The organism is Pseudomonas sp. HC1(2025), assembly GCF_058742075.1.
Map to the genome: position 1 here is coordinate 4,612,458 of NZ_CP196017.1, position 23,087 is coordinate 4,635,544.

Sequence of the window (23,087 nt, forward strand, 5' to 3'; positions counted from 1 at the left end):
CGACCTGGCGGTTTGCGAGCCGATCGTGTGTGTCTGACGTTCACCGTCAGGCGGGAATGGATCTTCCCCAAGCGGGTGCTTGTACATCGATCGATTTCGGGGGAGACCCTAATGAATTACAACTGGGACTGGGGCGTATTCTTCAAGTCCACCGGCGTGGGCAGCGAGACTTATCTCGACTGGTTCATCTCCGGTTTGGGCTGGACCATCGCCATCGCCGTCGTGGCATGGATCGTCGCCTTGCTACTGGGCTCGATGCTGGGTGTGATGCGCACGATGCCTAACCGCCTCGTAGCCGGTATCGCCACCTGCTACGTGGAACTGTTTCGTAACGTGCCTCTGCTGGTTCAGCTGTTCATCTGGTACTTCCTGGTACCTGACCTGCTGCCACAAAACCTGCAGGACTGGTACAAACAAGACTTGAACCCGACCACCTCGGCCTACCTGAGCGTTGTCGTGTGCCTGGGCCTGTTCACCGCCGCCCGCGTATGTGAACAAGTGCGTACCGGTATCCAGGCGCTGCCTCGCGGCCAGGAAGCCGCCGCGCGTGCCATGGGTTTCAGCCTGTCACAGATCTACTGGAACGTGCTGCTGCCCCAGGCCTACCGGATCATCATCCCGCCGCTTACCTCGGAATTCCTCAACGTGTTCAAGAACTCCTCCGTGGCGTCCTTGATCGGCCTGATGGAATTGCTGGCACAAACCAAGCAGACCGCCGAATTCTCGGCCAACCTGTTTGAAGCCTTCACCCTGGCTACGCTGATCTACTTCACCCTGAACATGAGCCTGATGCTGCTGATGCGCCTGGTCGAGAAGAAAGTCGCGGTGCCTGGCCTGATTTCCGTGGGGGGCAAATAATGGACTTCGATTTCAGCGGCATTATCCCAGCCATGCCCGGCCTGTGGAACGGCATGGTCATGACCTTGAAGCTGATGGTCATGGGCGTGGTCGGCGGTATCTTCCTCGGTACCATCCTGGCCTTGATGCGCCTGTCCTCCAGCAAACTGCTGTCGCGCGTGGCCGGCGCCTATGTGAACTACTTCCGCTCGATCCCGCTGCTGTTGGTGATCACCTGGTTCTACCTGGCGGTGCCATTCGTATTGCGCTGGATCACTGGCGAAGACACGCCAATCGGTGCATTCACCTCCTGCGTCGTGGCCTTCATGATGTTCGAGGCGGCGTACTTCTGCGAAATCGTGCGGGCCGGCGTGCAGTCGATCCCCAAGGGCCAGATGGCTGCGGCACAAGCGATGGGCATGACCTACAGCCAGACCATGCGCCTGATCATCCTGCCCCAGGCGTTTCGCAAGATGACCCCGCTGCTGCTGCAGCAGAGCATCATCCTGTTCCAGGACACCTCGCTGGTCTACACCGTGGGCCTGGTGGACTTCCTCAACTCCGCCCGCTCCAACGGCGACATTATCGGCCGCTCCAATGAGTTCCTGATCTTTGCCGGTGTCGTCTACTTCATCATCAGCTTTGCCGCCTCGCTGCTGGTCAAGCGTCTGCAAAAAAGGTTTGCCGTATGATCTCTATCAAGAACATCAACAAGTGGTATGGCGACTTCCAGGTGCTGACCGATTGCAGCACTGATGTCAAAAAAGGCGAAGTGATCGTGGTGTGCGGGCCATCCGGCTCGGGCAAGTCCACCCTGATCAAGTGCGTCAACGCCCTGGAACCGTTCCAGAAAGGTGACGTTGTGGTCGACGGCACCTCGATTGCCGACCCGAAGACCAACCTGCCGAAACTGCGCTCGCGCGTGGGCATGGTGTTCCAGCACTTCGAACTGTTCCCGCACATGACCATCATCAAGAACCTGACCGTCGCACAGGTGAAGGTGTTGGGCCGCAGCGAAGAAGAGGCCAAGAAGAAAGCCCTGCAATTGCTCGAACGCGTGGGCCTGTCGGCGCATAAGGACAAGCATCCAGGCCAGCTTTCCGGCGGCCAGCAACAGCGCGTGGCGATTGCCCGTGCCCTGGCCATGGACCCGATCGTCATGCTGTTCGACGAACCGACTTCGGCCCTGGACCCGGAGATGGTCAACGAAGTGCTGGACGTGATGGTGCAACTGGCCCAGGAAGGCATGACCATGATGTGCGTGACCCACGAAATGGGCTTCGCCCGCAAAGTGGCCGACCGCGTGATCTTCATGGATGCCGGCAAGATCATCGAAGACTGCCCTAAAGAAGAGTTCTTCGGCGATATCAGCGCCCGTTCCGAACGTGCGCAGCACTTCCTCGAGAAAATCCTGCAGCACTAAGCACAACACAGCGTCCACTGTAGAAACCGGGCCCTGTGGGAGCGGGCTTGCCCGCGATTGCGGCGTATCAGTCAACCTGTCTGTGGTTGACCTACCGTCATCGCGGGCAAGCCTGCTCCCACACCGGTCCAGGCAAGCGCTGGTTGACCCAAGGCATCTGTGATGAAATGCGACCCCACCCTCTATCGCGCCGCGCCGCCATCACTTGCCGTGAAGCCTCGTCTGATTCGCCAGTTGTTCCTGCCGCCCCTGATCATCCTGTTGATGATCGGCCTGGGTTTTATCGGCTTCTGGACCAGCGAGCACTACGGCATCCGCACCCTGGGCGAGAACGGCGAGCGTCAGTTGGAGCTGCATGCGCGCACGGTCGAGAGTGAGATCAGCAAATACACCTACCTGCCCAGCCTGCTGGAACTGGAATCCAGCGTCTCCAGGCTGTTGGCCGAGCCAAGCCCGGAACACCGGCAAGCCGTCAACGAATACCTCGAAGGCCTGAACCGGCGTAGCCGCAGTCGGGCGATTTATGTGATGGACACCACCGGCCGTGTGATGGCCACCAGCAACTGGCGCGATGTTGACAGCTACCTGGGTGAAGACCTGTCGTTCCGCGCCTATTTCCAGAATGCCGTGCGTGGCCAGCCCGGCCGTTTCTATGGCATCGGCAGCACCAATGGCGAACCCGGCTACTACCTGGCCCATGGCCTGGAAGAACGCGGCAAGATCATTGGCGTCGCGGTGGTCAAGGTGCGCCTCGAAGCGCTGGAAGAACGCTGGCAGCGCGCGCGCCTGGAAGCCTTTGTCAGCGATGAGAACGGCATCATCATCCTCTCCAGCGACCCGGCGCGCCGGCTCAAGGCCGTGCGCCCGCTGAGCGACGATACCAAGGAGCGCCTGGCTCGCAGCCTGCAATATTACTGGGCGACCCTCAACGAACTGCAACCCCTGGCCCGCGAACAGCTGGATGCTGGTACCGAGAAGCTGACGTTCCCGGCCAACAGTGAAGTGGTGACCGACGACCAGGAAGTCACCTACCTCGCCCAGACCCGACCGCTGAACGACACGCCGTGGAACTTCACCCTGCTCACCCCGCTCAACGACCTGCGCCAGGCGGCGATCAACCAGGGCATCCTCGTCGCCGTGGCCTTTGCCCTGGTGGCGTTCCTGCTGATTGCCTGGAACGAGCGACGCAAGGTGATCGCCACGCGCCTGGCTGCCCGCGAGGCCCTGCAAGAAGCCAACAACCAGCTGGAGCGGCGGATTGCCGAGCGCACCGCCGACCTGCGGGCCAGCAACGAACGGCTCAAGGCGCAGATCCGCGAACGCCGCCAGGCCGAAGAAACCCTGCGCCGGGCCCAGGACGAATTGGTCCAGGCCGGCAAACTGGCGGCCATCGGCCAGATGTCCACCAGCATCGCCCATGAACTGAACCAGCCCCTGGCGGCCCTGCGCACCTTGTCCGGCAACACCGTGCGCTTCCTGGAACGCGGGGCCCTGGATACTGCCAGCACCAATCTCAAGACCATCAACGAACTGATCGACCGCATGGGCCGCATCACCGCCAGCCTGCGCTCGTTTGCCCGACGCGGCGACGACCAGGGCGAAGCCAGCCTGGGCAAGGCCGTGGATGCGGCGTTCCAGGTCCTGGGCAGCCGCCTCGACAGCCTGCCGCTGACCGTCCACCGTGGTTTCAGCCAGGCCCTGTTGCAGATCGACCAGACGCGCCTGGAGCAGATCCTGGTCAACCTGATCGGCAACGCCCTGGATGCGATGCACGCCCAACCCGCCCCCGAGCTGTGGCTGGAAAGCGATATCAGCGACGGAAAATATCGCCTGCGGGTGCGGGACAACGGGCACGGCATCGACCCTGAGACCCGCAAGCATCTGTTCGAACCCTTTTTTACCACCAAACCCGGCGAGCAAGGCCTGGGCCTGGGCCTGACCCTGTCGGCCAGCCTTGCAGCGGCCACCGGCGGCAACCTGGCCGTCGAGCACCCGGCCGTTGGTGGTACGGCCTTTGTCCTGAGCCTGCCCCTGGCAGGCCATCAACCCGGCGAATCGATATGAACAGCCAACCCAATACCGAACTGACCGTGCTGATCGTCGAAGACGATCCCCATGTGTTGCTCGGCTGCCAGCAAGCCCTGGCCCTGGAAGATATTCCCAGCGTCGGCGTGGCCAGCGCCGAAGAGGCTCTCAAACGTGTCGGCGAGAACTTTGCCGGCATTGTGATCAGCGATATCCGCCTGCCCGGTATCGACGGCCTGGAGCTGTTGACCCGCCTCAAGGCCCTGGATAAAAGCCTGCCGGTGGTGCTGATCACCGGCCACGGCGATATTTCCATGGCCGTGGGCGCGATGCGCAACGGTGCCTATGACTTCATGGAAAAACCCTTTTCCCCGGAGCGCCTGGTAGACGTGGTGCGCCGCGCCCTCGAACAGCGCGGCCTGGCTCGGGAGGTCTGGGCGCTACGCCGGCAACTGGCCGAGCGTGACTCCCTGGAAGGCCGGATCATCGGGCGCTCGCCGGCGATGCAGAACCTGCGCGAGCTGATCGCCAACGTCGCCGACACCTCGGCCAACGTGCTGATCGAAGGCGAGACCGGCACCGGCAAGGAGCTGGTCGCCCGCTGCCTGCACGACTTCAGCCGCCGCCACGCCCACCAGTTCGTCGCCCTGAACTGCGGTGGCCTGCCGGAAAACCTGTTCGAAAGCGAGATTTTCGGCCACGAAGCCAACGCCTTTACCGGCGCGGGCAAACGGCGGATCGGCAAGATCGAACATGCCCACGAGGGCACGCTGTTCCTCGACGAAGTGGAAAGCATGCCGATGAACCTGCAGATCAAACTGCTACGGGTCTTGCAGGAGCGCACCCTGGAACGCCTGGGTTCGAACCAGAGCGTGGCCGTGGATTGCCGGGTGATCGCCGCCACCAAGTCCGACCTCGACGAATTGAGTCGCGCCAACCAGTTCCGCAGCGACCTGTACTACCGCCTGAACGTGGTCACCCTGGAACTGCCGCCGCTGCGCGAGCGTCGTGAAGATATCCTGCAACTGTTCGAACACTTCCTGCAGCAGTCCTCCCTGCGCTTTGACCGCATCGCCCCGGAACTGGACAACCAGACCCTGTCCAGCCTGATGAGCCACGACTGGCCCGGCAACGTGCGAGAACTGCGCAACGTCGCCGAACGTTTTGCCCTGGGCCTGCCGGCCTTCAAGAAAAGCGGCACCAGCCCCGACAACCATGGCCTGGCCTTTACCGAGGCGGTGGAAGCCTTTGAACGCAACCTGCTCAGCGACGCCCTGCAACGCAGCGGCGGCAACCTGACCCAGGCCAGCCTGGAACTGGGAATGGCCAAGACCACCCTGTTCGACAAGGTCAAGAAATACGGCCTGAGCCATTAAGGAGAACTGCGTGGATTTAGTCTTCAAGGCCGCCCTCGGTGCGGCGGTGGTATTGCTCCTGGCGGTGCTGGCCAAAACCAAGAACTATTACATCGCCGGCCTGGTGCCGCTGTTTCCGACCTTTGCCCTGATCGCCCACTACATCGTCGGCAAGGGCCGCTCGGTAGACGATCTGAAGACCACCATTGTGTTCGGCATGTGGTCGATCATTCCGTACTTTGTGTACCTGGCGACGCTGTACGTGATGGTCGATCGCATGCGCCTGGAGGCCTCGCTGGCGGTGGCCGCAGTGGCGTGGTTGATGGCGGCGACGGTGCTGGTGAGTGTGTGGATTCGAATCCACGCCTGACACTCCACCGCTCCCCTGTGGGAACTGGACCAACTCGATACCCCCATAAAACCGAGCTGCCTGCATCGCAGCCTCGCTAAAGCTCGACAGCTCCCACACTTGCTCAGTGTCCTTCCCCAATCCCTTGTAGGAGCTGTCGAGCCCCGGCGAGGCTGCGATAGGATCAACTCGGTATACCTACAAAACCGAACTGCCTGCATCGCCGCCTCGCTAAAGCTCGACAGCTCCCACATTTGCTCCGTGTGCCTCCCCGATCCCTTGTAGGAGCTGTCGAGCCCCGGCGAGGCGGCGATGGGATCGACTCGGTACACCCATAAAACCCAGTTGCCCGCATCGCCGCCTCGCTAAAGCTCGACAGCTCCTACATTTGCTCAGTGTGTATCCCCGATCCCTTGTAGGAGCTGTCGAGCCCCGGCGAGGCGGCGATGGGATCGACTCGGTATACCTACAAAACCGAACTGCCTGCATCGCCGCCTCGCTAAAGCTCGACAGCTCCCACATTTGCTCCGTGTGCCTCCCCGATCCCTTGTAGGAGCTGTCGAGCCCCGGCGAGGCGGCGATGGGATCGACTCGGTACACCCATAAAACCCAGTTGCCCGCATCGCCGCCTCGCTAAAGCTCGACAGCTCCTACATTTGCTCAGTGTGTATCCCCGATCCCTTGTAGGAGCTGTCGAGCCCCGGCGAGGCTGCGATAGGATCAACTCGGTACACCTGCAAAACCTAGTTGCCTGCATCGCCGCCTCGCTAAAGCTCGACAGCTCCTACATTTGCTCAGTGTGCTTCCCCAATCCCTTGTGGGAGCTGTGTGACTCCCAGGGCTCAGCGCACGATCTTGTCAATCTGGATGCCGAGCTTTTTCAAGCGGTACCAGAAGCTGCGCTCGGAGATCCCGATCCTTGACGCCGCAGCCGCCTGCACCCCATTGCTCTCCTGCAACGCCGCCAGGATGTACGCCTTCTCCACTTCTGCCAGCGCCGCATCCAGGTCCCGAGGCACGCCCGGGCCTTCGCTGAGAATCGTCGTCACATCACCCGCCGTCGGCTGGGACGCGAACAGATAGGCCGGCAGGTCAATGTCCTCGATCACCGGGCTGGCCGCCACGATGGTCGCGCGCTCCACGCAGTTTTGCAGCTCGCGGATATTGCCCGGCCAGTTGTAGGCGGCCATGGCCTGCAAGGCATCTGCGCTGAAGCCGGTGATGCGTTTGCCGGCTGTGGCGCTCAGGCTGCGGGCAAAGTGCCGGGCCAGGGGGGCGATGTCTTCGACACGCTCGCGCAGGGCGGGCAGCGGGATCGGGAAGACGTTGAGACGGTAGTAGAGATCCTCGCGAAACTCCTTGTTCGCCACCGCGTCCAGAAGGTTCTTGTTGGTGGCGGCGATCACCCGCACATCCACCTTGCGTTCACGCGGGTCACCCACCGGCTCGATCACCCGCTCCTGCAAGGCGCGCAGGATCTTGGCCTGCAACGCCAAGGGCATATCGCCTACTTCGTCGAGAAACAGCGTGCCCTTGTCCGCCTGCATGAAGCGCCCTACCCGGTCAGCCACGGCGCCGGTAAACGCGCCTTTGCGATGACCGAACATTTCGCTTTCCAGCAAGCCTTCGGGGATCGCCGCGCAATTGACCGCCACAAAGGGTTTGTCTGCACGGTTGCCATGCTTGTGAATGGCGCGGGCGACCATTTCCTTGCCGGTGCCGCTTTCGCCGGTCAGCAAGATGGTGGCATTGCTCTCACGCACCGAATCCACCGCCTGTAACACCCGACGAAACGCCGGGCTGTCACCCACCAGGCTGTCGAACTGGGCGTGCTCATCAAGCTCGGCGCGCAGCCGTGCGTTGTCGCGCATGATGTCGCGAAACTGCAAGGCCTTGGCCACGGTGATGTCCAGCTCGTCGATATCGAAGGGCTTGGCAATGTAGTCGTAGGCACCATTGCGCATCGACTGCACGGCATTTTTCACCGTGCTGTAGGCCGTCATCACGATCACCGGCAACTGCGGGTAGCGCACCTTGATCTCGGCCAGCAGTTGCGGGCCGTCCATGCCGGGCATGCGCCAGTCGCTGATCACCAGGTCGATGTCTTCCTGCTCCAGCACCTTGAGGGCATGCAGGCCGTTGCCGGCGATAAACACCTGGATGTCGTTCTGGCTCAGGGCCGACGCCAGCAAGTCGCAGAGCTTGGGCTCGTCGTCGACCACCAATATGTTATGCGTCATGACTGTCCTCGTCGTCGCCGTCATCTTCACCGTTGGCCGGTATGTACAGGCTGAAGGTAGCACCCGCATCCTTCTCGCTGGTGCACTCGATGCGGCCATCGTGACTTTCCATGATTGAGTAGACTTTCGCCAGGCCCAGGCCGGTGCCCGAGGCCTTGGTGGTGACGAAGGGGGTAAAGATCCGCTCGATCATTTCCGGCGCGATGCCCGGGCCGCTGTCGCTGATGCTGATCACCGTGAAGTGTTCGACGCGGCTGATACCCAACGTCAGGCGCCCACCCTCGGGCATCGCATCGACGGCATTGAGGATCAGGTTCAGGCACGCCTGCTTGATTTGCTTGGCGTCCACATACAGGGTCGCGCCGGGCGCCTGGTCGTCGAGGTGCGCGTCGATGGCATGACTGGCCAGCTCCGGCGCGCAGAAACCGAGGATTTCTTGCGCCAGCGGCCGCGCCAGTTGCTGGCTGCGCAGCGGTTCGCTGGGCTTGGCAAAGTCGAGGAAGTCGGTGATCAGGTCATTGATCCGGCTGACTTCGCTGATCACGTATTCCAGGTGGCGCTTGTCGGTCTCCGGTAGATCGGCGCGGCGGTGCAGCAGTTGGGTCGCCGTCTTGATGATGCCCAGGGGGTTGCGGATTTCATGGGCCAGGCCCATCGCCACTTCGCCCAGGGCATGCAGGCGATCGCGGCGCCGCAGTTGCGCTTCGAGGTGATGCAACTCACCCAGGCGTTCGGTCATGTGGTTGAAAGTGCTGCTCAGTTGCGCCAACTCGTCACCGCCGGTGACGGCCACGCGGTGCTGGTAGTTGCCGCTGATCACCGCGCTCACGCCCTGGGACAACTCGCGCAGCGGCCGCGTCAGGTGCCGGGAAACCAGCACCCCGGCGCCCAGGGACAAAGCGGAGCTGAGCAGGAAGATCAGCACGAACAGATTGCTCTGGTTCACCAGCCCCACCAGGCTGGTGTGGCGCAGCAGGCCACTGAAGATCACACCCTGCAACTCGCCGGTGTCATTGAAGATCGGCCAGTACAGGCCGCTGTAGTTGCTGGTGAACTGTTCGCTGGGCTGCTTGGTGCTGCGCAGCAGGGTTTCCACGGATTTCGGCACGCGGGTCGGGTGGTCTTCAAAACGCTGGGTAGAGAAGATCTCCGAGAAACCATCGGTATTGGCCAGGTACAGGCGCAAGTCCAGGGAATGCACCTCGGCGACACTGGTCAGGAAGCTGCTGTCCAGGTAGGTGCCGACCAGCAGTTCATAGTCGACGCCATCCTGGCTGGTCTCGAACGACGAAATCACGGCCCCGGTGGCCACGCCGCCGACCTGCACGGTTTGCAGTACGGCATTGGGGGCGAGGCTGATTTGTTTCACCACATCATCGCCCACGGTGCTGAACATCACCTTGCTGTCACTGCTGCGAATCAGCGTCACCACGTCAATATCAGTGGCGCTGGCAATGTCCGCGATCAAACGGTCATGACGCATCGCTTCATGGCTGGAGGGCGGACGCACATACCGCAGGAAGATCTGCGCGACACGGGCGTTGTCGTGCAGGATGTCGCTGACTTCATCCTTGACGATGCGGGTCGACTCTTGCAGCCAGATGCGCACGTTACTGTCGAAAATCTGCGACAGGGTGGTGGCTGCCAGCTCCGCGGCGATCATCGTCGGGATCACCGTCACCAGCCAGAACGCCAACACCAGCTTGCGCTGCAGGCTCCAGCGGGAAATGGCAAACGGGCGGGCTTTCTGGCGGGTTTTGGCAATCATCGGGTTTCGCTTATTGCAGCAGCCATGGCAGGGTCGGATCGGTCCGGGCGAATAAACATTCTTACCAGCTTGAGCAGGGTGTCGAGCAGGCGGTTGCGATGCTGGAAGAACAGCGCATTACCCGCGAACTCGCAGCCCAGGCGTAGCTTACTGGCATACCCAGCCTGCCCGCACTCATACAACGCAATATTGTGCGCGATGCAGTAGTCGACGTTGGTCAGCCAACTGCGAAAGTACAGGTTATGTTCGCGGCTGTGGGCCAGGTCGTGGGCAAAGAACTTGTCGATCAGCCGGTGCTGGTCCAGCAGCACCAGGTTGAACGCCACCAGTTGCCCGTCCACCCAGTAAAGTACACAGCGCGCCCGTTGTTCAAGCTGGGCGAGCACCTGGCTGAAATACCCGGCGGGCAGGCGTTCGAATTGCAGGTCAGCGCGGGCCAGCGTGGCCTCGTAGAGGCGCATGATATCCGGCAGCACATCATCGATATTGTCCCGCCACTCCACCTGCGGCCCCGGCGCGCGCATCTTGCGCCGCAAGTCCTTGCGCGTGGATTTGCCCAGGGAGCCCAGGTAGGCATCCACCGAACCGTAGGGCAGCGGCAACAGCCCCGTAGGCAGGCTCGGCATGCTGTGCAGGCCGGCAGCCTTGCAGCTGTCGGCCCAGTCCGGGTCCAGGGTCGGGGCGTCCTTGACGGCCAGCAAGCCGATGCCAAAGGCATCGGCATCTCGGCGCGCGGCGGCCAGCAGGTGTGCCAACAGTGCGCCACGGCGTGAAGCGGGCACGTGGCTGGCGACACCGGCATGGCATTGCTCGGCCACCGGCGAGCCGATCGCATACAGGCCCAGGCGCAAAACCCCGGGCCGCCAGCGCTCCAGGCGTTGGGTAAAGCGTTTGGCGATGCCCGACACGGTGGTGTCGAGGCGGTAATGGGTGATGAACGCCGGGGCAACGGCCAGCAGTTGCCCATCCTCATAAAGGGCCAGGTAGCGCCATTGGAAATCCTCGATGGCGGCGTTTTCCACGGCAACGTAGTAGTCCCAATCTTCCAGGGCCTGGGGAAAGCAGTCGTTCCAGGCGCTGCGGTCGATGGCTTGGATAGTTGAATAGGCTTTAGTGCTGATCACAGCGTTTCCTTCATCTAAAAACACCGCGTAAACCGGGCCATATGCGTCATCGTTCACGACCATCGCGGGCAAGCCCGCTCCCACAGGGGGCGGTGTCAAGCCCGGAGATATTCGTCCACAGGGGTGGTGTGTTGTTCAATAAAGTCCGCACTCAGCTCGATCACCCGCCGGTATTGCAGGTCAACGGTGATCATGTGGTAGCAGTTGTCCAACAGGATCTTGGTCACCGGGCCGCCCAGGTGGCGTTCCACGTAGTCGGCGTTCCAGCGGCTGGTGATGTCGTCCTCGATGGAGTGCAGGACCAGCGCCGGGGTCTTGATCGACGGCATGCGTTTTTTCACCACCGCGTTCATCCAGTGCAGCTCGCGTACGGTGACGCCCTCCATGGTCAACAACCCGGCCTCGCTGCTCTCGCCCTCTTTCATCTGCCGCTCGACGATGGCCCGCAAGCGTTCGTTCTTGATGCCGTAGGGCGGCTTCTCGGTAAAACGGAACAGGCGCACGCCGAACGGAATACGGATCAGCAACGGCGTGATGAAGGCAAATTTGTTGATGCTCCAGCCGTCGTACTTGAGGGTCGTGGAGTACATCAGCAACCCGGCGACCTGGCCCGCAAACTCCGAGGCCAGGTACATCGACATCACCGCGCCCATGGACAAGCCACCGACGAACACCTGCGCATGGCGCTGCTGCACGCCGACAAAGGTCTTGCGCACACCCTCGTACCAGTCGCGCCAGCCGGTGGCCTGCAGGTCTTCGTTGCCCCCGCAGTGCCCGGCCAGGGTGGGCACGTACACCGTGCAGTTGCCCGCCTTGGCCAGGCCCTGGGCGACCCGACGCAACTCGGTCGGGGTGCCGGTCAGGCCGTGGATCAACAAGACCCCGACCGGACCGTTGCCGAGAACGAAGCCGGCGTTGCCTTCGCCGAGATCGATATCGGCCAGGCTCACCGCTTCATCGCTCGGGTCAGCAGTTGCTCCAGCAGCTTCAGGCCCAGGTCGATTTCCGGGTAGCTGATTTCCAGGGACGGCGCCAGGGTGATCACGTTCTTGTAGTAGCCGCCCACATCGAGGATCAACCCGAGTTTCTGGCCGTCGACCAGCATGTCGCCTTTCATGCCCTCGTCAACCATGTAGTCCAGGGTCGCCTTGTCCGGGGTGAAGCCATCGGGGCCGCAGATTTCGCAGCGCAGGGCCAGGCCCAGGCCATCGACGTCGCCGATAATCGGGAAGCGCTTTTGCAACTCTTGCAGGCCTTCCAGGAAGTATTTGCCCTTGGCCATGACCATCGCGCCGTAGTCGACTTCGCTGGTCATCTTGAACATTTCCAGGCCCACCGCCGTACCCAGCGGGTTGGAGGCAAAGGTGGAGTGGGTGGAACCCGGCGGGAAGACTTTCGGGTTGATCAACTCTTCCTTGGCCCAGATGCCGCCCAGGGGGTTGAGGCCATTGGTCAGGGCTTTACCGAACACGATCACGTCCGGCTGCACATCGAAGTGTTCGATCGACCACAACTTGCCGGTGCGCCAGAAGCCCATCTGGATTTCATCGACCACCATCAGGATGCCGTGCTGGTCGAGCACCTGCTTGAGTTCGCTGTAGAAGTTCATCGGCGGGATCACGTAGCCGCCGGTGCCCTGGATCGGCTCGACGTAGAACGCTGCGTACTCGCTCTGGCCGACTTTCGGGTCCCACACACCGTTGTATTCAGTCTCGAACAGGCGCGCGAACTGCTGCACGCAGTGGCTGCCGTATTCTTCCTTGGTCATGCCCTTGGGACCACGGAAGTGGTACGGGAACGGGATGAAGTTGGCGCGTTCGCCAAAGTGGCCGTAGCGACGACGGTAGCGGTAGCTGGAGGTGATGGACGACGCGCCAAGGGTGCGCCCGTGGTAGCCGCCCTCGAAGGCGAACATCAGGCTCTTGCCGTTGGTGGCGTTACGTACGACCTTGAGCGAATCCTCGATGGACTGCGAACCGCCGACGTTGAAATGCACCCGGCCATCGAGGCCGAATTTTTTCTTGGCGTCCACCGCGATCATTTCCGACAGCTCGATCTTGCCCTTGTGCAGGTACTGGCTGGCGATTTGCGGCAGGGTGTCGATCTGCTGTTTCAGCGCATTGTTCAGGCGCGGGTTGGCGTAGCCGAAGTTGACCGCCGAGTACCACATTTGCAGGTCGAGGTAGGCCTGGTCTTCGGTGTCCCACACGTAGGAGCCTTCGCAACGGCTGAAGATACGCGGAGGGTCGATGTAGTGGACGGTGTCGCCGTAGGAGCAGTATTTGGCTTCTTTATCCAGCAGAACCTGGTCTTCGGCGGTAGCGATACGGATATCAGACATGATGAAAGAGTTCCTGATTTTCAAAAGTGAAATGGGTGGCGTTGGCGGCGATGCCCTGGGGCAGCTTGGCCAGCAAGGCCGGCAGTTCGGCAAAGGTGTCGAAGCGCAGATGGGGGATCTCGTGGGCCTGGCAGTACTGCGCCAGGCTGCCCTTGGCGAAGACAAAATCGGCGGTGGTCGAGACGCACATATCGGACTTGCCGTCGCCGATCACCAACACCCGTTTGTTACGCGGGGTGGACTTGCATTTGCAGTTGCCCGAGGCCGCGCGGCAGGCGTCGCTGGCATGGGGGAAGTCGATGCGCCAGCTGTTCTGGTCAACCTGGCGCAGGCGGTTGGCGATGATCGGCAGCAGGGTCACGTAGTTGCGCGAAAGGATCCGCGCGATGCCTTGCTCGATGCCGTCGCTGACCACCTCAAGGGACGCGCCCTGGCCCAGGACATGGTCGACGAAGTCCGGGAAGTCCGGGTCGATCTCGACGGTGTCGAAGTACGCCAGCAGTTCGGCCGGGCTCGCCTTGATCAGCGCCAGTTGGCGGCTCAGGCATTCGCGCGAACCGATATGGCCATCCAGCCATTGCTGCTCGATGGTTTCCCATTCGGGGCCGGCGAAGCGTTGGAGAACATTGTCGATGACATCGGTGGGTGTGATGGTCCCATCGAAGTCACACACGATATGCCAGTCATTCATCTGCGTTTACCTTGGATGCTAGCGCGCTGATGCGCCGTTACCAGGGATAGAGCAGGGACTGTGCCAAGTGGGCAAAACCCATCAGGGCTGGGGCTCGCGGGCATGGATGGGTGATAAAGGCTGCGGCGAAGCTACAAATTTTGTAGGTCGCTACAAACAACATGAGTGCTTGCACAAGCCCCCGCGCCTGCGCGTTCATGCGCGCATGTTTTGCAAGAGGAGCAAGCAATATGTTCAGGGTGACTTCGCTGGTATTCGCCGGCGTCCTGGGGCTGTGGATGGACTCGGCAGCGGCGGCCGGCATCAGCGGCGAGGTGGGCCTGGGCTTGAGCTATCAGCCACGGGAACCCGCCGCCAGTCGTTATCAGACCGTGCCTGTGCCTTACTTCGATCTGGATTGGGGAGATGTCAGCCTCGATACCGATGACGGCCTGACCTGGCGCGCGCTCAACCGCAATGGCTTGAGTGCCGGGCCGTACCTCAATTACTTGCCGGGACGCACGGCCAACGGGCCGCTACAGGGCTTGCGGGATGTGTCGGACATGGCCGAGGTCGGCGGGTTTATCCAGTACGCGCCTGCCGACTTCTGGCGGGTCTATGCGCAACTGGGCCGGGCTGTGGGCGGTGCCCGCGAGCAGAGCGGCGTGCTCGGCAAGTTGGGTGGGGAGTTGGGCTACCCGCTGGGCGGCGCAGTGATTGGCAGCACGGGCCTGGTCGCGCATTTTGCCGACGGCCGCCAGGCCCAGACGTTTTTCGGGGTGGATGAGCATGAGGCGACAGACTCCGGGATCCGTCCGTACAGCGCCAGCGGCGGGTTCCAGAACCTGACCCTGACCCAGAGCTTGCAGATCCCCCTGGCACCGAAGTGGACGTTACTGACCAGTGCCAGTTGGGTGCATCTGCTGGGATCGGCGGCCGACAGCAGCATCGTGCGCCAGACCGGCGAGGTCAACCAGGGACAGGTGCAGACGGCGATCAGCTATACCTTCGATTGATTGTCTCAAGGGCGACACCCATCAAAATGTGGGAACTGGCTTGCCTGCGATAGCATCACCGCGGTGTAACTGAGACACCGAGGCGCCTGCATCGCAGGCAAGCCAGCTCCCACACAAGCCCGCTCACACATTTAGTCCGTATTTCACAGGGAACTCAGTTTTCTTCGCCCTCGGCCAGCAGTGCAATCCCGCCAATAATCACCACCACGCCCACCCAATGCAGCAAGCTGATGTGCTCGCCCAACCCCAGCCAGGAGCCGAGCAACACCACCACAAACACCAGCGAACTCAAGGGGAAGGCCAGGGACAGGCTGCTGCGTCGCAGGATCAGCATCCACACAAAGAACGCGCCGATATAGCAGGCAATCGCCGCCAGGATCCCCGGGTTGACCGCCACCGCCGCCAACCACTGCCAACTGAAATCCATCTGCCCTATTTGATCGCCGGCCACCTTGGTAAACAGCTGCCCGGCGCTTTCGGTGAGGATCAACAGCGCCCATAACACGACCGTGCCCAGGCGCCCATGCAGCCAGCCTTCCGGACGGATAGTCATCTCTTGCGCACTCATGATTGTGCTCCTGCTACAGCCACCAACATCACGCCGGCGGTAATCACCATCGTGCCCAACCAGCGCCGGCGGCTGACGGTTTCGCCCAGCACCACTTTGCCCGCCAGCACCACCCCGCAATAGGCCAGCGCGGCGGCCGGGAACAGCAGGCTCAACGGCGCACGGGACAAGGCTTCGAGCCAGACGAAAAATTCGATGACATAGGCGCCGATGCCCGCCCACAGCAACGGCGCATTGAACACCTGGCCCCAGAAGGCACTCAGGCGAAACCCGCCGGAAAGCTCCGGCAAGCGGTCCAGGCCCAGTTTGAAACACAACTGGCCGATCACATCGAGCACGATGGAAATGGCCACCAACAACACCACGGTCAGGGTCACGGAAACAGCTCCTCGAACAGGTTGATCAACGCTTCATTGGTGGTCGCGTTACGCAGCAGGTCGTCGTCGCTCCAGCGTTCGGCCGGTGGCTGGTCGGACTTGGCTTCCCAGCGTTTGAACGCGTTGCTGAACGCAGGCCGGGCAAACTCGCCACACACGTCAATGCCAATAATCCGCTTGCTCGCCGCCAACGCACGCAGGGCTTGCAACAGGTGCGTCAGGCGCATGCCGCCCTGGTCCCAATTGGTGGCCGCGTCTTCGCTGGCTAGCACGTCCTTGTCGAGGGTGATCCATACCGCCTCGGTGGGCAGGCTGGCGATCATTTGCTCAAGGAATGCAGGCCAGTCGAGCTCAGCGAGGTTGCGCCAGTGCAGGTGGTTTTCCTGCTGTGCATGGCCGGCGCCATCCCCAACCCGGCCCCAGACTTTCGACGGCGCGTGCTGCCAGGGAAACAACTGCAGGTGCCCGCGCTTCAGGGCGCCAAGATTGCCACCGCGCAGTTGCGGGTTGTGCAGGTCATCGCTGCACGGGCCGAGGGTGACGATGCGCTTGATCGCCGGCATCTTCAGGGCCTGGTTGACCCACGAGCCGCAGTGCCGGCGCGGGGCCAGGCGTACCCAGTCGGGGTGGTTGTCGAAGTGGATCAGGCTGATCGGCTCTTGCACTTCGGCGAGAAAGGCCGGGGTCAGGTGGTGGTAGTCGCCGGAGCCGACAAAGAAGATTTCCGGCCGCGCCGTGCTTGGCCGGGGCCGTTGGGCCAGGCGCTGGGCAAAGCGTTTCCAGGTTTTTTCGGTGGACCACAGGCGCAGTTTCGGACCCAGGTCGAGCAAATCCAGGCGCGTGGCCTGACCACTGGCCAGACGCCGGGCAATGGGTGCCTGGGCTGTGAGGCTGTGGTCGAGATCGAGAATATTCAAGGTAATGTTTCACCCCTTGGCAGTGCCCAACCGCATGCCGGCTGGGCTTTAGGGGGGTAATGCAAGGGATGGGCCAGGAGCCAATGTGGGAGCGGGCTTGCCCGCGAAGGCGGTGGGTCAGTTAAGAGATACTTAGCTGATATACCGCTTTCGCGGGCAAGCCCGCTCCCACCTTTGGCCGGTGGTGTTTGTTAGCTTTTGGCTTCGTTGATGATCTGGCGGATCGCCCCCACAAACGCTTCAGCCGGCTGTCCGCCGCTGACCGCGTACTGGTCGTTGAACACGATGGTCGGCACCGAACTCACCCCGCGCGATACCCACAGTTGCTCCTGCTCGCGCACCTTTGCGGCGTACTCGTCCGAAGCCAGAATCTCGGCTGCGCGCTTGAGGTCCAGGCCAACGCTCTGGGCAATGATTGCCAGCGTGGCGTGGTCGGACGGGTCCTGGCCATCGCTGAAGTAAGCCTTGAACAACGCGTGCTTGAGGTTGTACTGCAAGCCCTCAAGCCCAGCCCAATGCAGCAGGCGATGGGCGTCGAAGGTGTTGTAGATACGACTTTGGCCATCGGTACGGAACGCAAAGCCCAACGCGGTGCCCAGGTCGCGGATGCGCGCGCGGTTGGCCTGGGACTCTTCGGCAGTGAAGCCGTATTTCTCGCTGATGTGCTCCACGATATTCTGCCCTTCGGCAGGCATGTTCGGGTTCAGTTCGAACGGCTGGAAGTGGATCTCGGCCTGCACTTCGGCGCCCAGCTGGTCCAGGGCCTCGGTCAGGCCGCGCAGGCCGATGACGCACCAGGGGCAGGACACGTCGCTGACGAAATCGATTTTCAGGGAAGTACTCATTCAGGCAACCTCGCAGGCATTACACGCCATAAATGTCGCACCATACACCCCTACGCGCCGCTCATAAAACCTTGGAAGGCTGCGCGGGATCAACCTGCGCCCAATGCGCCGCCTCTTCGCGGTGGGCTTGCAGGTACGGCAACACCGCCGCCAGCAACGGCGCCTTGAACGCTTCCTGGAACCGATGGGCCAGACCCGGGATCAGCCGCAACTGGCTGCCCTGGATATGCGCCGCCAGGTGCACCCCATGCATCACCGGCAGCAATGGATCGGCCGTGCCATGCACCACCAGGGTCGGCACCCGCAGTTGGTTGAGCAGCGGCACGCGGCTCGGTTCGGCAAGGATCGCCATGATCTGGCGCTTCACACCCTCGGGATTGAACGCCCGGTCATAGGACTGCGCAGCCTGCTGCAACAACGCCTGGCGATCATCCTTGACCTCGGGGCTGCCCAGGGCCGCCAGCAAGTCGGCCTGCTGCTCCAGGGCCACTTCGCGGTTGGGCGCACTGCGCCGTGACAACAGTTGTACCAGCGCGGCATTCGGCGCAGGCAGGCCTTCGGCACCGGAGCTGGTCATGATCAGGGTCAGGCTTTCCACGCGCTGCGGGGCCATGGCCGCCAGGTGCTGGGCGATCATCCCACCCATGCTCGCGCCCAGCACATGGAACTGGCGCACCTGCAACGCATCCATCAATCCCAGGGCGTCGTCGGCCATGTCGGTCAGGGTGTAGGGCGCGGCCACCGGCAGGCCGAGTTTGTAGCGCAACACTTCAAAGGTCAGGTTGGCACTGGCGGGCGGCTGGCGCCAGGTGGACAGGCCGACGTCGCGGTTGTCGTAGCGGATCACCCGAAAACCTTGTTGGCACAAGGCGACCACCACCTCGTCCGGCCAATGGATCAACTGCCCGCCCAAGCCCATCACCAGCAGCAACGCTGGGTCAGAAGCACGGCCAATGCTCTGGTACGCCAGGCTCACCTGGTCCAGGTCGACCCGCTCAGTCGGGACATTGACATCACATCGAGACGCCGCAAAAGACGGCAGGCCGACCAGTAAGGCAGCCAGTAAAAGCAACACGCGCATGAAAAACACCGAAACGCAGAACCCCAGTAGAGCGCGAGTCTGATGAAGTTTGTTCAAGCGCGCTGCCACATTTACGTGACAGTTTGATGAAGAGCGCCCAGCGGTCATGGTCGACAGATTTGCCAACATGAGACAAACTCACGCTATCCGAACTTGTCACAAATTGTCTTCATGGAGAGCCCGTGCTCGAAATCCGTCATCTCAAGACCCTGCACGCCTTGCGCGAAGCCGACAGCCTGGTGGAAGCCGCCGAGCGCCTGCACCTGACCCAGTCGGCGTTGTCCCACCAGTTCAAGGAGCTGGAAGAGCGCATGGGCATGCCGCTGTTTGTGCGCAAGACCAAGCCGGTGCGCTTCACCAGCGCCGGCCTGCGCCTGCTGCAACTGGCGGATGCCACCCTGCCGCTGCTGCGCGGTGCCGAACGGGATATTGCGCGCCTGGCCGGCGGTACTGCCGGGCGCCTGCATATGGCGATCGAATGCCACAGCTGCTTCCAGTGGCTGATGCCGACCATCGACCAGTTCCGCGATGCCTGGCCGGAAGTCGAGCTGGACCTGGCCTCCGGCTTTGCCTTCGCCCCGCTGCCAGCCCTGGCCCGTGGCGACCTGGACCTGGTGGTGACCTCCGACCCGCTAGAGCTGGCGGGCATCACCTATGTGCCGTTGTTCACCTATGAAGCGATGCTCGCCGTGGCCAACCAGCACGCCCTGGCGAACAAGCCGTACATCGTGCCCGAGGATTTGCTCAGCGAAACCTTGATCACCTACCCGGTGGAGCGCGACCGCCTGGACATTTTCACCCGTTTTCTGGAACCGGCCGACGTCGAACCCGCCCAGGTGCGCACCTCGGAGCTGACGGTGATGATGATGCAACTGGTGGCCAGCGGACGCGGCGTGTGTGGCATGCCCCACTGGGCGCTGCACGAGTACAGCTCGCGGGGTTATGTGAAGGCCAAGCGGCTGGGGGAGAAGGGTCTGTTCGCCACGCTGTACGCCGGGATCCGCGCAGATATGCTGGATGCGCCGTACATGCGCGACTTTTTGCTGACGGCCAAGGACACGTCGTTTTCGACCCTGGATGGGGTCAGCGCGGTGCGGTGACGGCTCACGCGCTGCGCCGTTGCTCCAGCATCAGGCGCACCGCCAGGGCGGCCAGCACAAACCCCATGAAGTAACGCTGCACCGCCAGCCACGTGGGGTTGTGGATAAACCAGGCGGCGATGCTGGCGGCGCACAGCGAGATCAGCAGGTTGACCACAAAGCTGACGCTGATCTGGGTAAAGCCCAGCATCAGGCTCTGGGTGAAGACCGAGCCGTGCTCCGGGGTGATGAACTGCGGGAATACCGACAGGTAGAACACCGCGATTTTCGGGTTCAGCGCACTGGTCAAAAAGCCCATGGTCACCAGCTTGCGCGGTGAGTCGGCGGGCAGTTGCTGGGCCTCGAACGGCGAACGCGCGCCCGGTTTCACCGCCTGCCAGGCCAGCCACAGCAGGTACAGCGCGCCGGCCCATTTCAGCACTTCATAGGCCACCGGCACCGTAAGAAACACCGCGGTCAAACCGGCAGCGGCGGCAAACAGGTGTACAAAAAAACCCGCGACCACCCCCAGCAACGACGTCACCCCGGCCTTGCGGCCCTGGCAGATCGAACGGGAGATCAAATAAATCATGTTCGGGCCGGGTGTCAGCACCAGTAGCAGCGAGGCGGCGGCAAAAATCAGCAGGTCATTGAGGGGGATCACGGCTCAGTCCTTTGCGCCCGACAGTTCAGGCAGTGGTAGTCAGCGATGCGCGATAGAACGGCAGGATCAGGTCACGTGTCAAGGGCGCCAACTGCAGGCCGCCATCGCCGGCCGGGTCGATCCAGCGCACTTCTTCGATCTCGGCGGCGGGTGTCACCGGCACATCGATCCGTACTTCAAACAACTCGGCCTCCACGGTAAACCCCGGCTCATTGGCCGCTGGCGCCGAGAAGTGGCCAAGGTACTGCGCCGCTGCCGGGTCGATCCGCAGACCAAGTTCTTCGTGCAGCTCACGCGCCAGGGCCTGCGCCGGTTGCTCGCCCGCGTCGATCTTGCCGCCCGGCTGCATGAAGGCCTGGGTGCCGCGCTTGCGCACCAGCAGGGTCTGGCCGTCGCTGCCGATCAACAGGGCGGCGGCGATACGGATGGTCTTGGACATGAAAAAAACGCCTTGGAGTAAAGGGCGCAAAGGATCACACGGCTGCCCTGTTCCTCGCAATGAATGTAGGAACCGGCTTGCCGGCTCCTACAGAGTTTCGGGTTACTCGGCTTCCTTGATGAACACGCTGTACTTGGCGCCCTCCATGGCTTCAAAGGCGATCAACTTGTCCACCAGCGGCAGGTTCAGCACCTTGCCGGCGTTGAGCAGCAGCATGCCGTTGTCGGCATTGAGGTTGCGCGCCAAGACCATGCCTTCGGCCAGCTCGCGAGTGCCGAGCACCTTGACCATCGGGTCGCCCAGGGTCACGTCGCTGAGGAAGGCCGCGCAGGCCTGGACGAAGTCTTCGACCATGTCCGGGTCATACAGGCGCCCGGCGTATTTGCGGATGTACAGCAGCGCCTCGTCGCTGTTCATCTGCCGCTCAAGGATCAGGCCGCGCTGCAGTTCGATAAAGTCCACCGCCAGCTTTAGCAGGCGCGAGCCAAAGGGAATTGCCTCGCCCTTGAGATGGTCGGGGAAACCACTGCCGTCCCAGCGTTCCTGGTGATGGCGGATCAGCCGCGCGGCGTCCTTCATCGGCTCCAGGGTCATCAACAGCGACTCGCTCTGTGTGGAGTACTCGCGAAAGCGCTCGCGGTCGGTGCTGTGCAGCAAGTCCGAGGGCGCGACCATCATGCTGTCGCTCCAGCTCAACTTGCCGATGTTGTACAGCGCCGCAGCCATGGTCAGGTCGCGGCTGCTGGCATCGTCCAGGCCATGGAGCACGCACCAGGTGCGGACCAGCTCGATGATCTGCCGATTGGTCTGCTTGCTGCGCGGCAGGCGCAGGTTGGCCAGCAGCGAGAACACCTCGGTGCCGGTGGCGTAGCTGTGCTTGAGTTCTTCGTAGGCCAGGTCGAGCATGTCGGCGGTCTGCTGCAATTCACTGGTGCGCGAAACCACGCGTTTTTCCAAGGATGCATTGAGTTGCTTGAGCTCCTCGTTCTGCTGGCGGATCAGTTGCTCAAGACGCAGGCGCTCCCGTTCGGAATGCTGGTGGGCCAGGGACTGACGCAGGGCCAGCAGCAGTTCTTCATCCTTCCAGGGTTTGCTCAGGTAGCGGTAGATCTGCCCTTCGTTGATCGCCTTGATGATCAGGGTCAGGTCAGTCTCGCCGGTCAACAACAGGCGCACCGTTTGGGGATAGGCGTGATGGATCTGCGCCAGCAGCGTGGCCCCGTCCATATCCGGCAGGCGTGCGGCACTCATCACCAGGTCCACGGGCTGGCGCGCCAGAATGGCCAGGGCCTCGGCCGCCGTGGTGGCGCTGCACAGTTCAAAGGGCTCCAGGCGCAGCAGCTGCGCGAGGCGGTCATGCACGTCCGGGTGGGTGTCGATCAACAGCACCACGGGACGATCGGTTTCAGAAAAGGTAACTGACTCTCCCACGGGACACCTCGGATCTAGTCGCGTCGGTGTGCGCTTCCTACGGTCAAGGTAACAGCCTCCTGGCTATTACCTAGTAGTTTAGTCAGTTTTCAGTCGATAGTGGCTAAATGATGCCATTTGCCACCAGTGTGCCTTAAGCCCCTTAGGCCTCAGCTGCTTTGCCGGACGAACTGAACGAGGCGAAGCGCTTGTTGAAGCCAGCAATCCGTCCTTCGACCTGGGTCTTGCGCTGCTGGCCGGTGTAGATCGGGTGGGATGCGCTGGACACGTCGAGGGCCATATAGGGGTAAGTGTTGCCATCGCTGTGTTGGTAGGTGCGGTCCGTGTCGACTGTGGAGCCGATCAGGAAAAACACATCGGCGGCAGTATCGTGGAACAGCACGGTGCGGTAGTCGGGATGGATACCAGCTTTCATAGGGCCTCCAGGGCGTTTGGGCAGAATCAATACGTTATACAGTAACACAAATAATGCACCCAAACGAGAACGTATTGCAATACCGATAGAAGCCCGGGTTCTATGTGGTTGCCCCGGCAAGGA

23 protein-coding genes are annotated in these 23,087 nt (G+C 62.2%); 8 read left to right on the plus strand and 15 right to left on the minus strand.

Translation table 11 applies throughout. The features are described 5' to 3' along the window. The first annotated feature begins 111 nt into the window (after positions 1–111). From ACSSVH_RS20670 to ACSSVH_RS20695, 6 genes are all read left to right on the plus strand, one after another. Positions 112–858 (plus strand): amino acid ABC transporter permease, encoded by a 747-nt coding sequence (locus ACSSVH_RS20670; protein ID WP_169954455.1) that lies wholly within the window; start codon positions 112–114, stop codon positions 856–858. Beyond that, positions 858–1,529 carry an amino acid ABC transporter permease gene (locus ACSSVH_RS20675; RefSeq protein WP_169954456.1) on the plus strand — a complete coding sequence of 224 codons (672 nt, stop codon included), beginning with the start codon at positions 858–860 and terminating at the stop codon, positions 1,527–1,529. Before ACSSVH_RS20670 ends, ACSSVH_RS20675 begins: the two co-directional genes overlap by 1 nt. Beyond that, positions 1,526–2,260 carry an amino acid ABC transporter ATP-binding protein gene (locus ACSSVH_RS20680; RefSeq protein ID WP_169954457.1) on the plus strand — a complete coding sequence of 245 codons (735 nt, stop codon included), beginning with the start codon at positions 1,526–1,528 and terminating at the stop codon, positions 2,258–2,260. Before ACSSVH_RS20675 ends, ACSSVH_RS20680 begins: the two co-directional genes overlap by 4 nt. A 162-nt stretch (positions 2,261–2,422) precedes the next feature. Continuing rightward, positions 2,423–4,324, plus strand: a complete 1,902-nt coding sequence (aauS, locus tag ACSSVH_RS20685) for a two-component sensor histidine kinase AauS (protein WP_169954458.1) — start codon at positions 2,423–2,425, stop codon at positions 4,322–4,324. After that, on the plus strand, positions 4,321–5,661 hold the full coding sequence (aauR, locus tag ACSSVH_RS20690) for a two-component response regulator AauR (RefSeq protein ID WP_170041828.1): 1,341 nt from the start codon (positions 4,321–4,323) through the stop codon (positions 5,659–5,661). Before aauS ends, aauR begins: the two co-directional genes overlap by 4 nt. A 10-nt stretch (positions 5,662–5,671) precedes the next feature. After that, entirely contained in the window at positions 5,672–6,010 is a 339-nt protein-coding gene (locus ACSSVH_RS20695) for a GlpM family protein (protein WP_057438356.1), read from the plus strand. Between the two features lie 821 nt (positions 6,011–6,831). Here ACSSVH_RS20695 and ACSSVH_RS20700 read toward each other — a convergent pair. From ACSSVH_RS20700 to ACSSVH_RS20725, 6 genes are all read right to left on the minus strand, one after another. Beyond that, positions 6,832–8,229 carry a sigma-54-dependent transcriptional regulator gene (locus ACSSVH_RS20700; RefSeq protein ID WP_169954460.1) on the minus strand — a complete coding sequence of 466 codons (1,398 nt, stop codon included), beginning with the start codon at positions 8,227–8,229 and terminating at the stop codon, positions 6,832–6,834. Then, complete coding sequence (locus ACSSVH_RS20705) at positions 8,219–9,997, minus strand: sensor histidine kinase (RefSeq protein ID WP_169954461.1); 1,779 nt, start codon at positions 9,995–9,997, stop codon at positions 8,219–8,221. Before ACSSVH_RS20705 ends, ACSSVH_RS20700 begins: the two co-directional genes overlap by 11 nt. After that, positions 9,994–11,121 (minus strand): GNAT family N-acetyltransferase, encoded by a 1,128-nt coding sequence (locus tag ACSSVH_RS20710; protein ID WP_170056800.1) that lies wholly within the window; start codon positions 11,119–11,121, stop codon positions 9,994–9,996. Before ACSSVH_RS20710 ends, ACSSVH_RS20705 begins: the two co-directional genes overlap by 4 nt. Before the next feature lie 95 nt (positions 11,122–11,216). After that, the gene (locus tag ACSSVH_RS20715; protein ID WP_169954463.1) at positions 11,217–12,071 is read right to left on the minus strand and encodes an alpha/beta fold hydrolase; all 855 of its coding nucleotides are present in this window, start codon (positions 12,069–12,071) and stop codon (positions 11,217–11,219) included. Further along, positions 12,068–13,462, minus strand: a complete 1,395-nt coding sequence (locus ACSSVH_RS20720; protein WP_057958587.1) for an aspartate aminotransferase family protein — start codon at positions 13,460–13,462, stop codon at positions 12,068–12,070. Before ACSSVH_RS20720 ends, ACSSVH_RS20715 begins: the two co-directional genes overlap by 4 nt. Then, positions 13,455–14,153: an MtnX-like HAD-IB family phosphatase gene (locus tag ACSSVH_RS20725; protein WP_170041824.1), complete on the minus strand. Its 699-nt coding sequence runs from the start codon at positions 14,151–14,153 to the stop codon at positions 13,455–13,457. The genes ACSSVH_RS20720 and ACSSVH_RS20725 overlap by 8 nt, the downstream gene beginning before the upstream one ends. A gap of 230 nt (positions 14,154–14,383) precedes the next feature. Between ACSSVH_RS20725 and ACSSVH_RS20730 the strand changes: the two genes are divergently transcribed. Then, positions 14,384–15,148 carry a MipA/OmpV family protein gene (locus tag ACSSVH_RS20730; RefSeq protein ID WP_170056798.1) on the plus strand — a complete coding sequence of 255 codons (765 nt, stop codon included), beginning with the start codon at positions 14,384–14,386 and terminating at the stop codon, positions 15,146–15,148. Positions 15,149–15,302: 154 nt separating this feature from the next. Here ACSSVH_RS20730 and ACSSVH_RS20735 read toward each other — a convergent pair whose 3' ends face one another. The 5 genes from ACSSVH_RS20735 to ACSSVH_RS20755 all read right to left on the minus strand — a co-directional run bounded on the left by ACSSVH_RS20735 (position 15,303) and on the right by ACSSVH_RS20755 (position 18,936). Continuing rightward, complete coding sequence (locus ACSSVH_RS20735) at positions 15,303–15,701, minus strand: EamA family transporter (protein WP_170041958.1); 399 nt, start codon at positions 15,699–15,701, stop codon at positions 15,303–15,305. 11 nt (positions 15,702–15,712) lie between these two features. After that, on the minus strand, positions 15,713–16,093 hold the full coding sequence (locus tag ACSSVH_RS20740) for a DMT family transporter (protein ID WP_169954466.1): 381 nt from the start codon (positions 16,091–16,093) through the stop codon (positions 15,713–15,715). Beyond that, a complete protein-coding gene (locus ACSSVH_RS20745; RefSeq protein WP_170041821.1) occupies positions 16,090–17,010 on the minus strand; it encodes an arginase family protein in 921 nt (306 codons plus the stop codon). The genes ACSSVH_RS20740 and ACSSVH_RS20745 overlap by 4 nt, the downstream gene beginning before the upstream one ends. A gap of 191 nt (positions 17,011–17,201) precedes the next feature. Then, entirely contained in the window at positions 17,202–17,855 is a 654-nt protein-coding gene (locus ACSSVH_RS20750; protein WP_169954468.1) for a DsbA family oxidoreductase, read from the minus strand. A 61-nt stretch (positions 17,856–17,916) separates the two neighbouring features. After that, the gene (locus tag ACSSVH_RS20755; protein WP_492633669.1) at positions 17,917–18,936 is read right to left on the minus strand and encodes an alpha/beta fold hydrolase; all 1,020 of its coding nucleotides are present in this window, start codon (positions 18,934–18,936) and stop codon (positions 17,917–17,919) included. A gap of 182 nt (positions 18,937–19,118) precedes the next feature. Here ACSSVH_RS20755 and metR point away from each other — a divergent pair, with 182 nt between their 5' ends. Beyond that, positions 19,119–20,036 carry a transcriptional regulator MetR gene (gene metR, locus ACSSVH_RS20760; RefSeq protein ID WP_032859924.1) on the plus strand — a complete coding sequence of 306 codons (918 nt, stop codon included), beginning with the start codon at positions 19,119–19,121 and terminating at the stop codon, positions 20,034–20,036. A 4-nt stretch (positions 20,037–20,040) separates the two neighbouring features. Here metR and ACSSVH_RS20765 read toward each other — a convergent pair whose 3' ends face one another. The 4 genes from ACSSVH_RS20765 to ACSSVH_RS20780 all read right to left on the minus strand — a co-directional run bounded on the left by ACSSVH_RS20765 (position 20,041) and on the right by ACSSVH_RS20780 (position 22,964). Beyond that, positions 20,041–20,679: a LysE family transporter gene (locus tag ACSSVH_RS20765; protein WP_169954470.1), complete on the minus strand. Its 639-nt coding sequence runs from the start codon at positions 20,677–20,679 to the stop codon at positions 20,041–20,043. Between the two features lie 25 nt (positions 20,680–20,704). Then, entirely contained in the window at positions 20,705–21,118 is a 414-nt protein-coding gene (locus ACSSVH_RS20770; RefSeq protein WP_169954471.1) for an NUDIX hydrolase, read from the minus strand. Between the two features lie 102 nt (positions 21,119–21,220). Beyond that, positions 21,221–22,549: a response regulator c-di-GMP phosphodiesterase, NosR family gene (nosR, locus tag ACSSVH_RS20775; RefSeq protein WP_169954472.1), complete on the minus strand. Its 1,329-nt coding sequence runs from the start codon at positions 22,547–22,549 to the stop codon at positions 21,221–21,223. 142 nt (positions 22,550–22,691) lie between these two features. After that, positions 22,692–22,964, minus strand: a complete 273-nt coding sequence (locus ACSSVH_RS20780) for a type B 50S ribosomal protein L31 (RefSeq protein ID WP_169954473.1) — start codon at positions 22,962–22,964, stop codon at positions 22,692–22,694. Between the last annotated feature and the right edge of the window lie 123 nt (positions 22,965–23,087).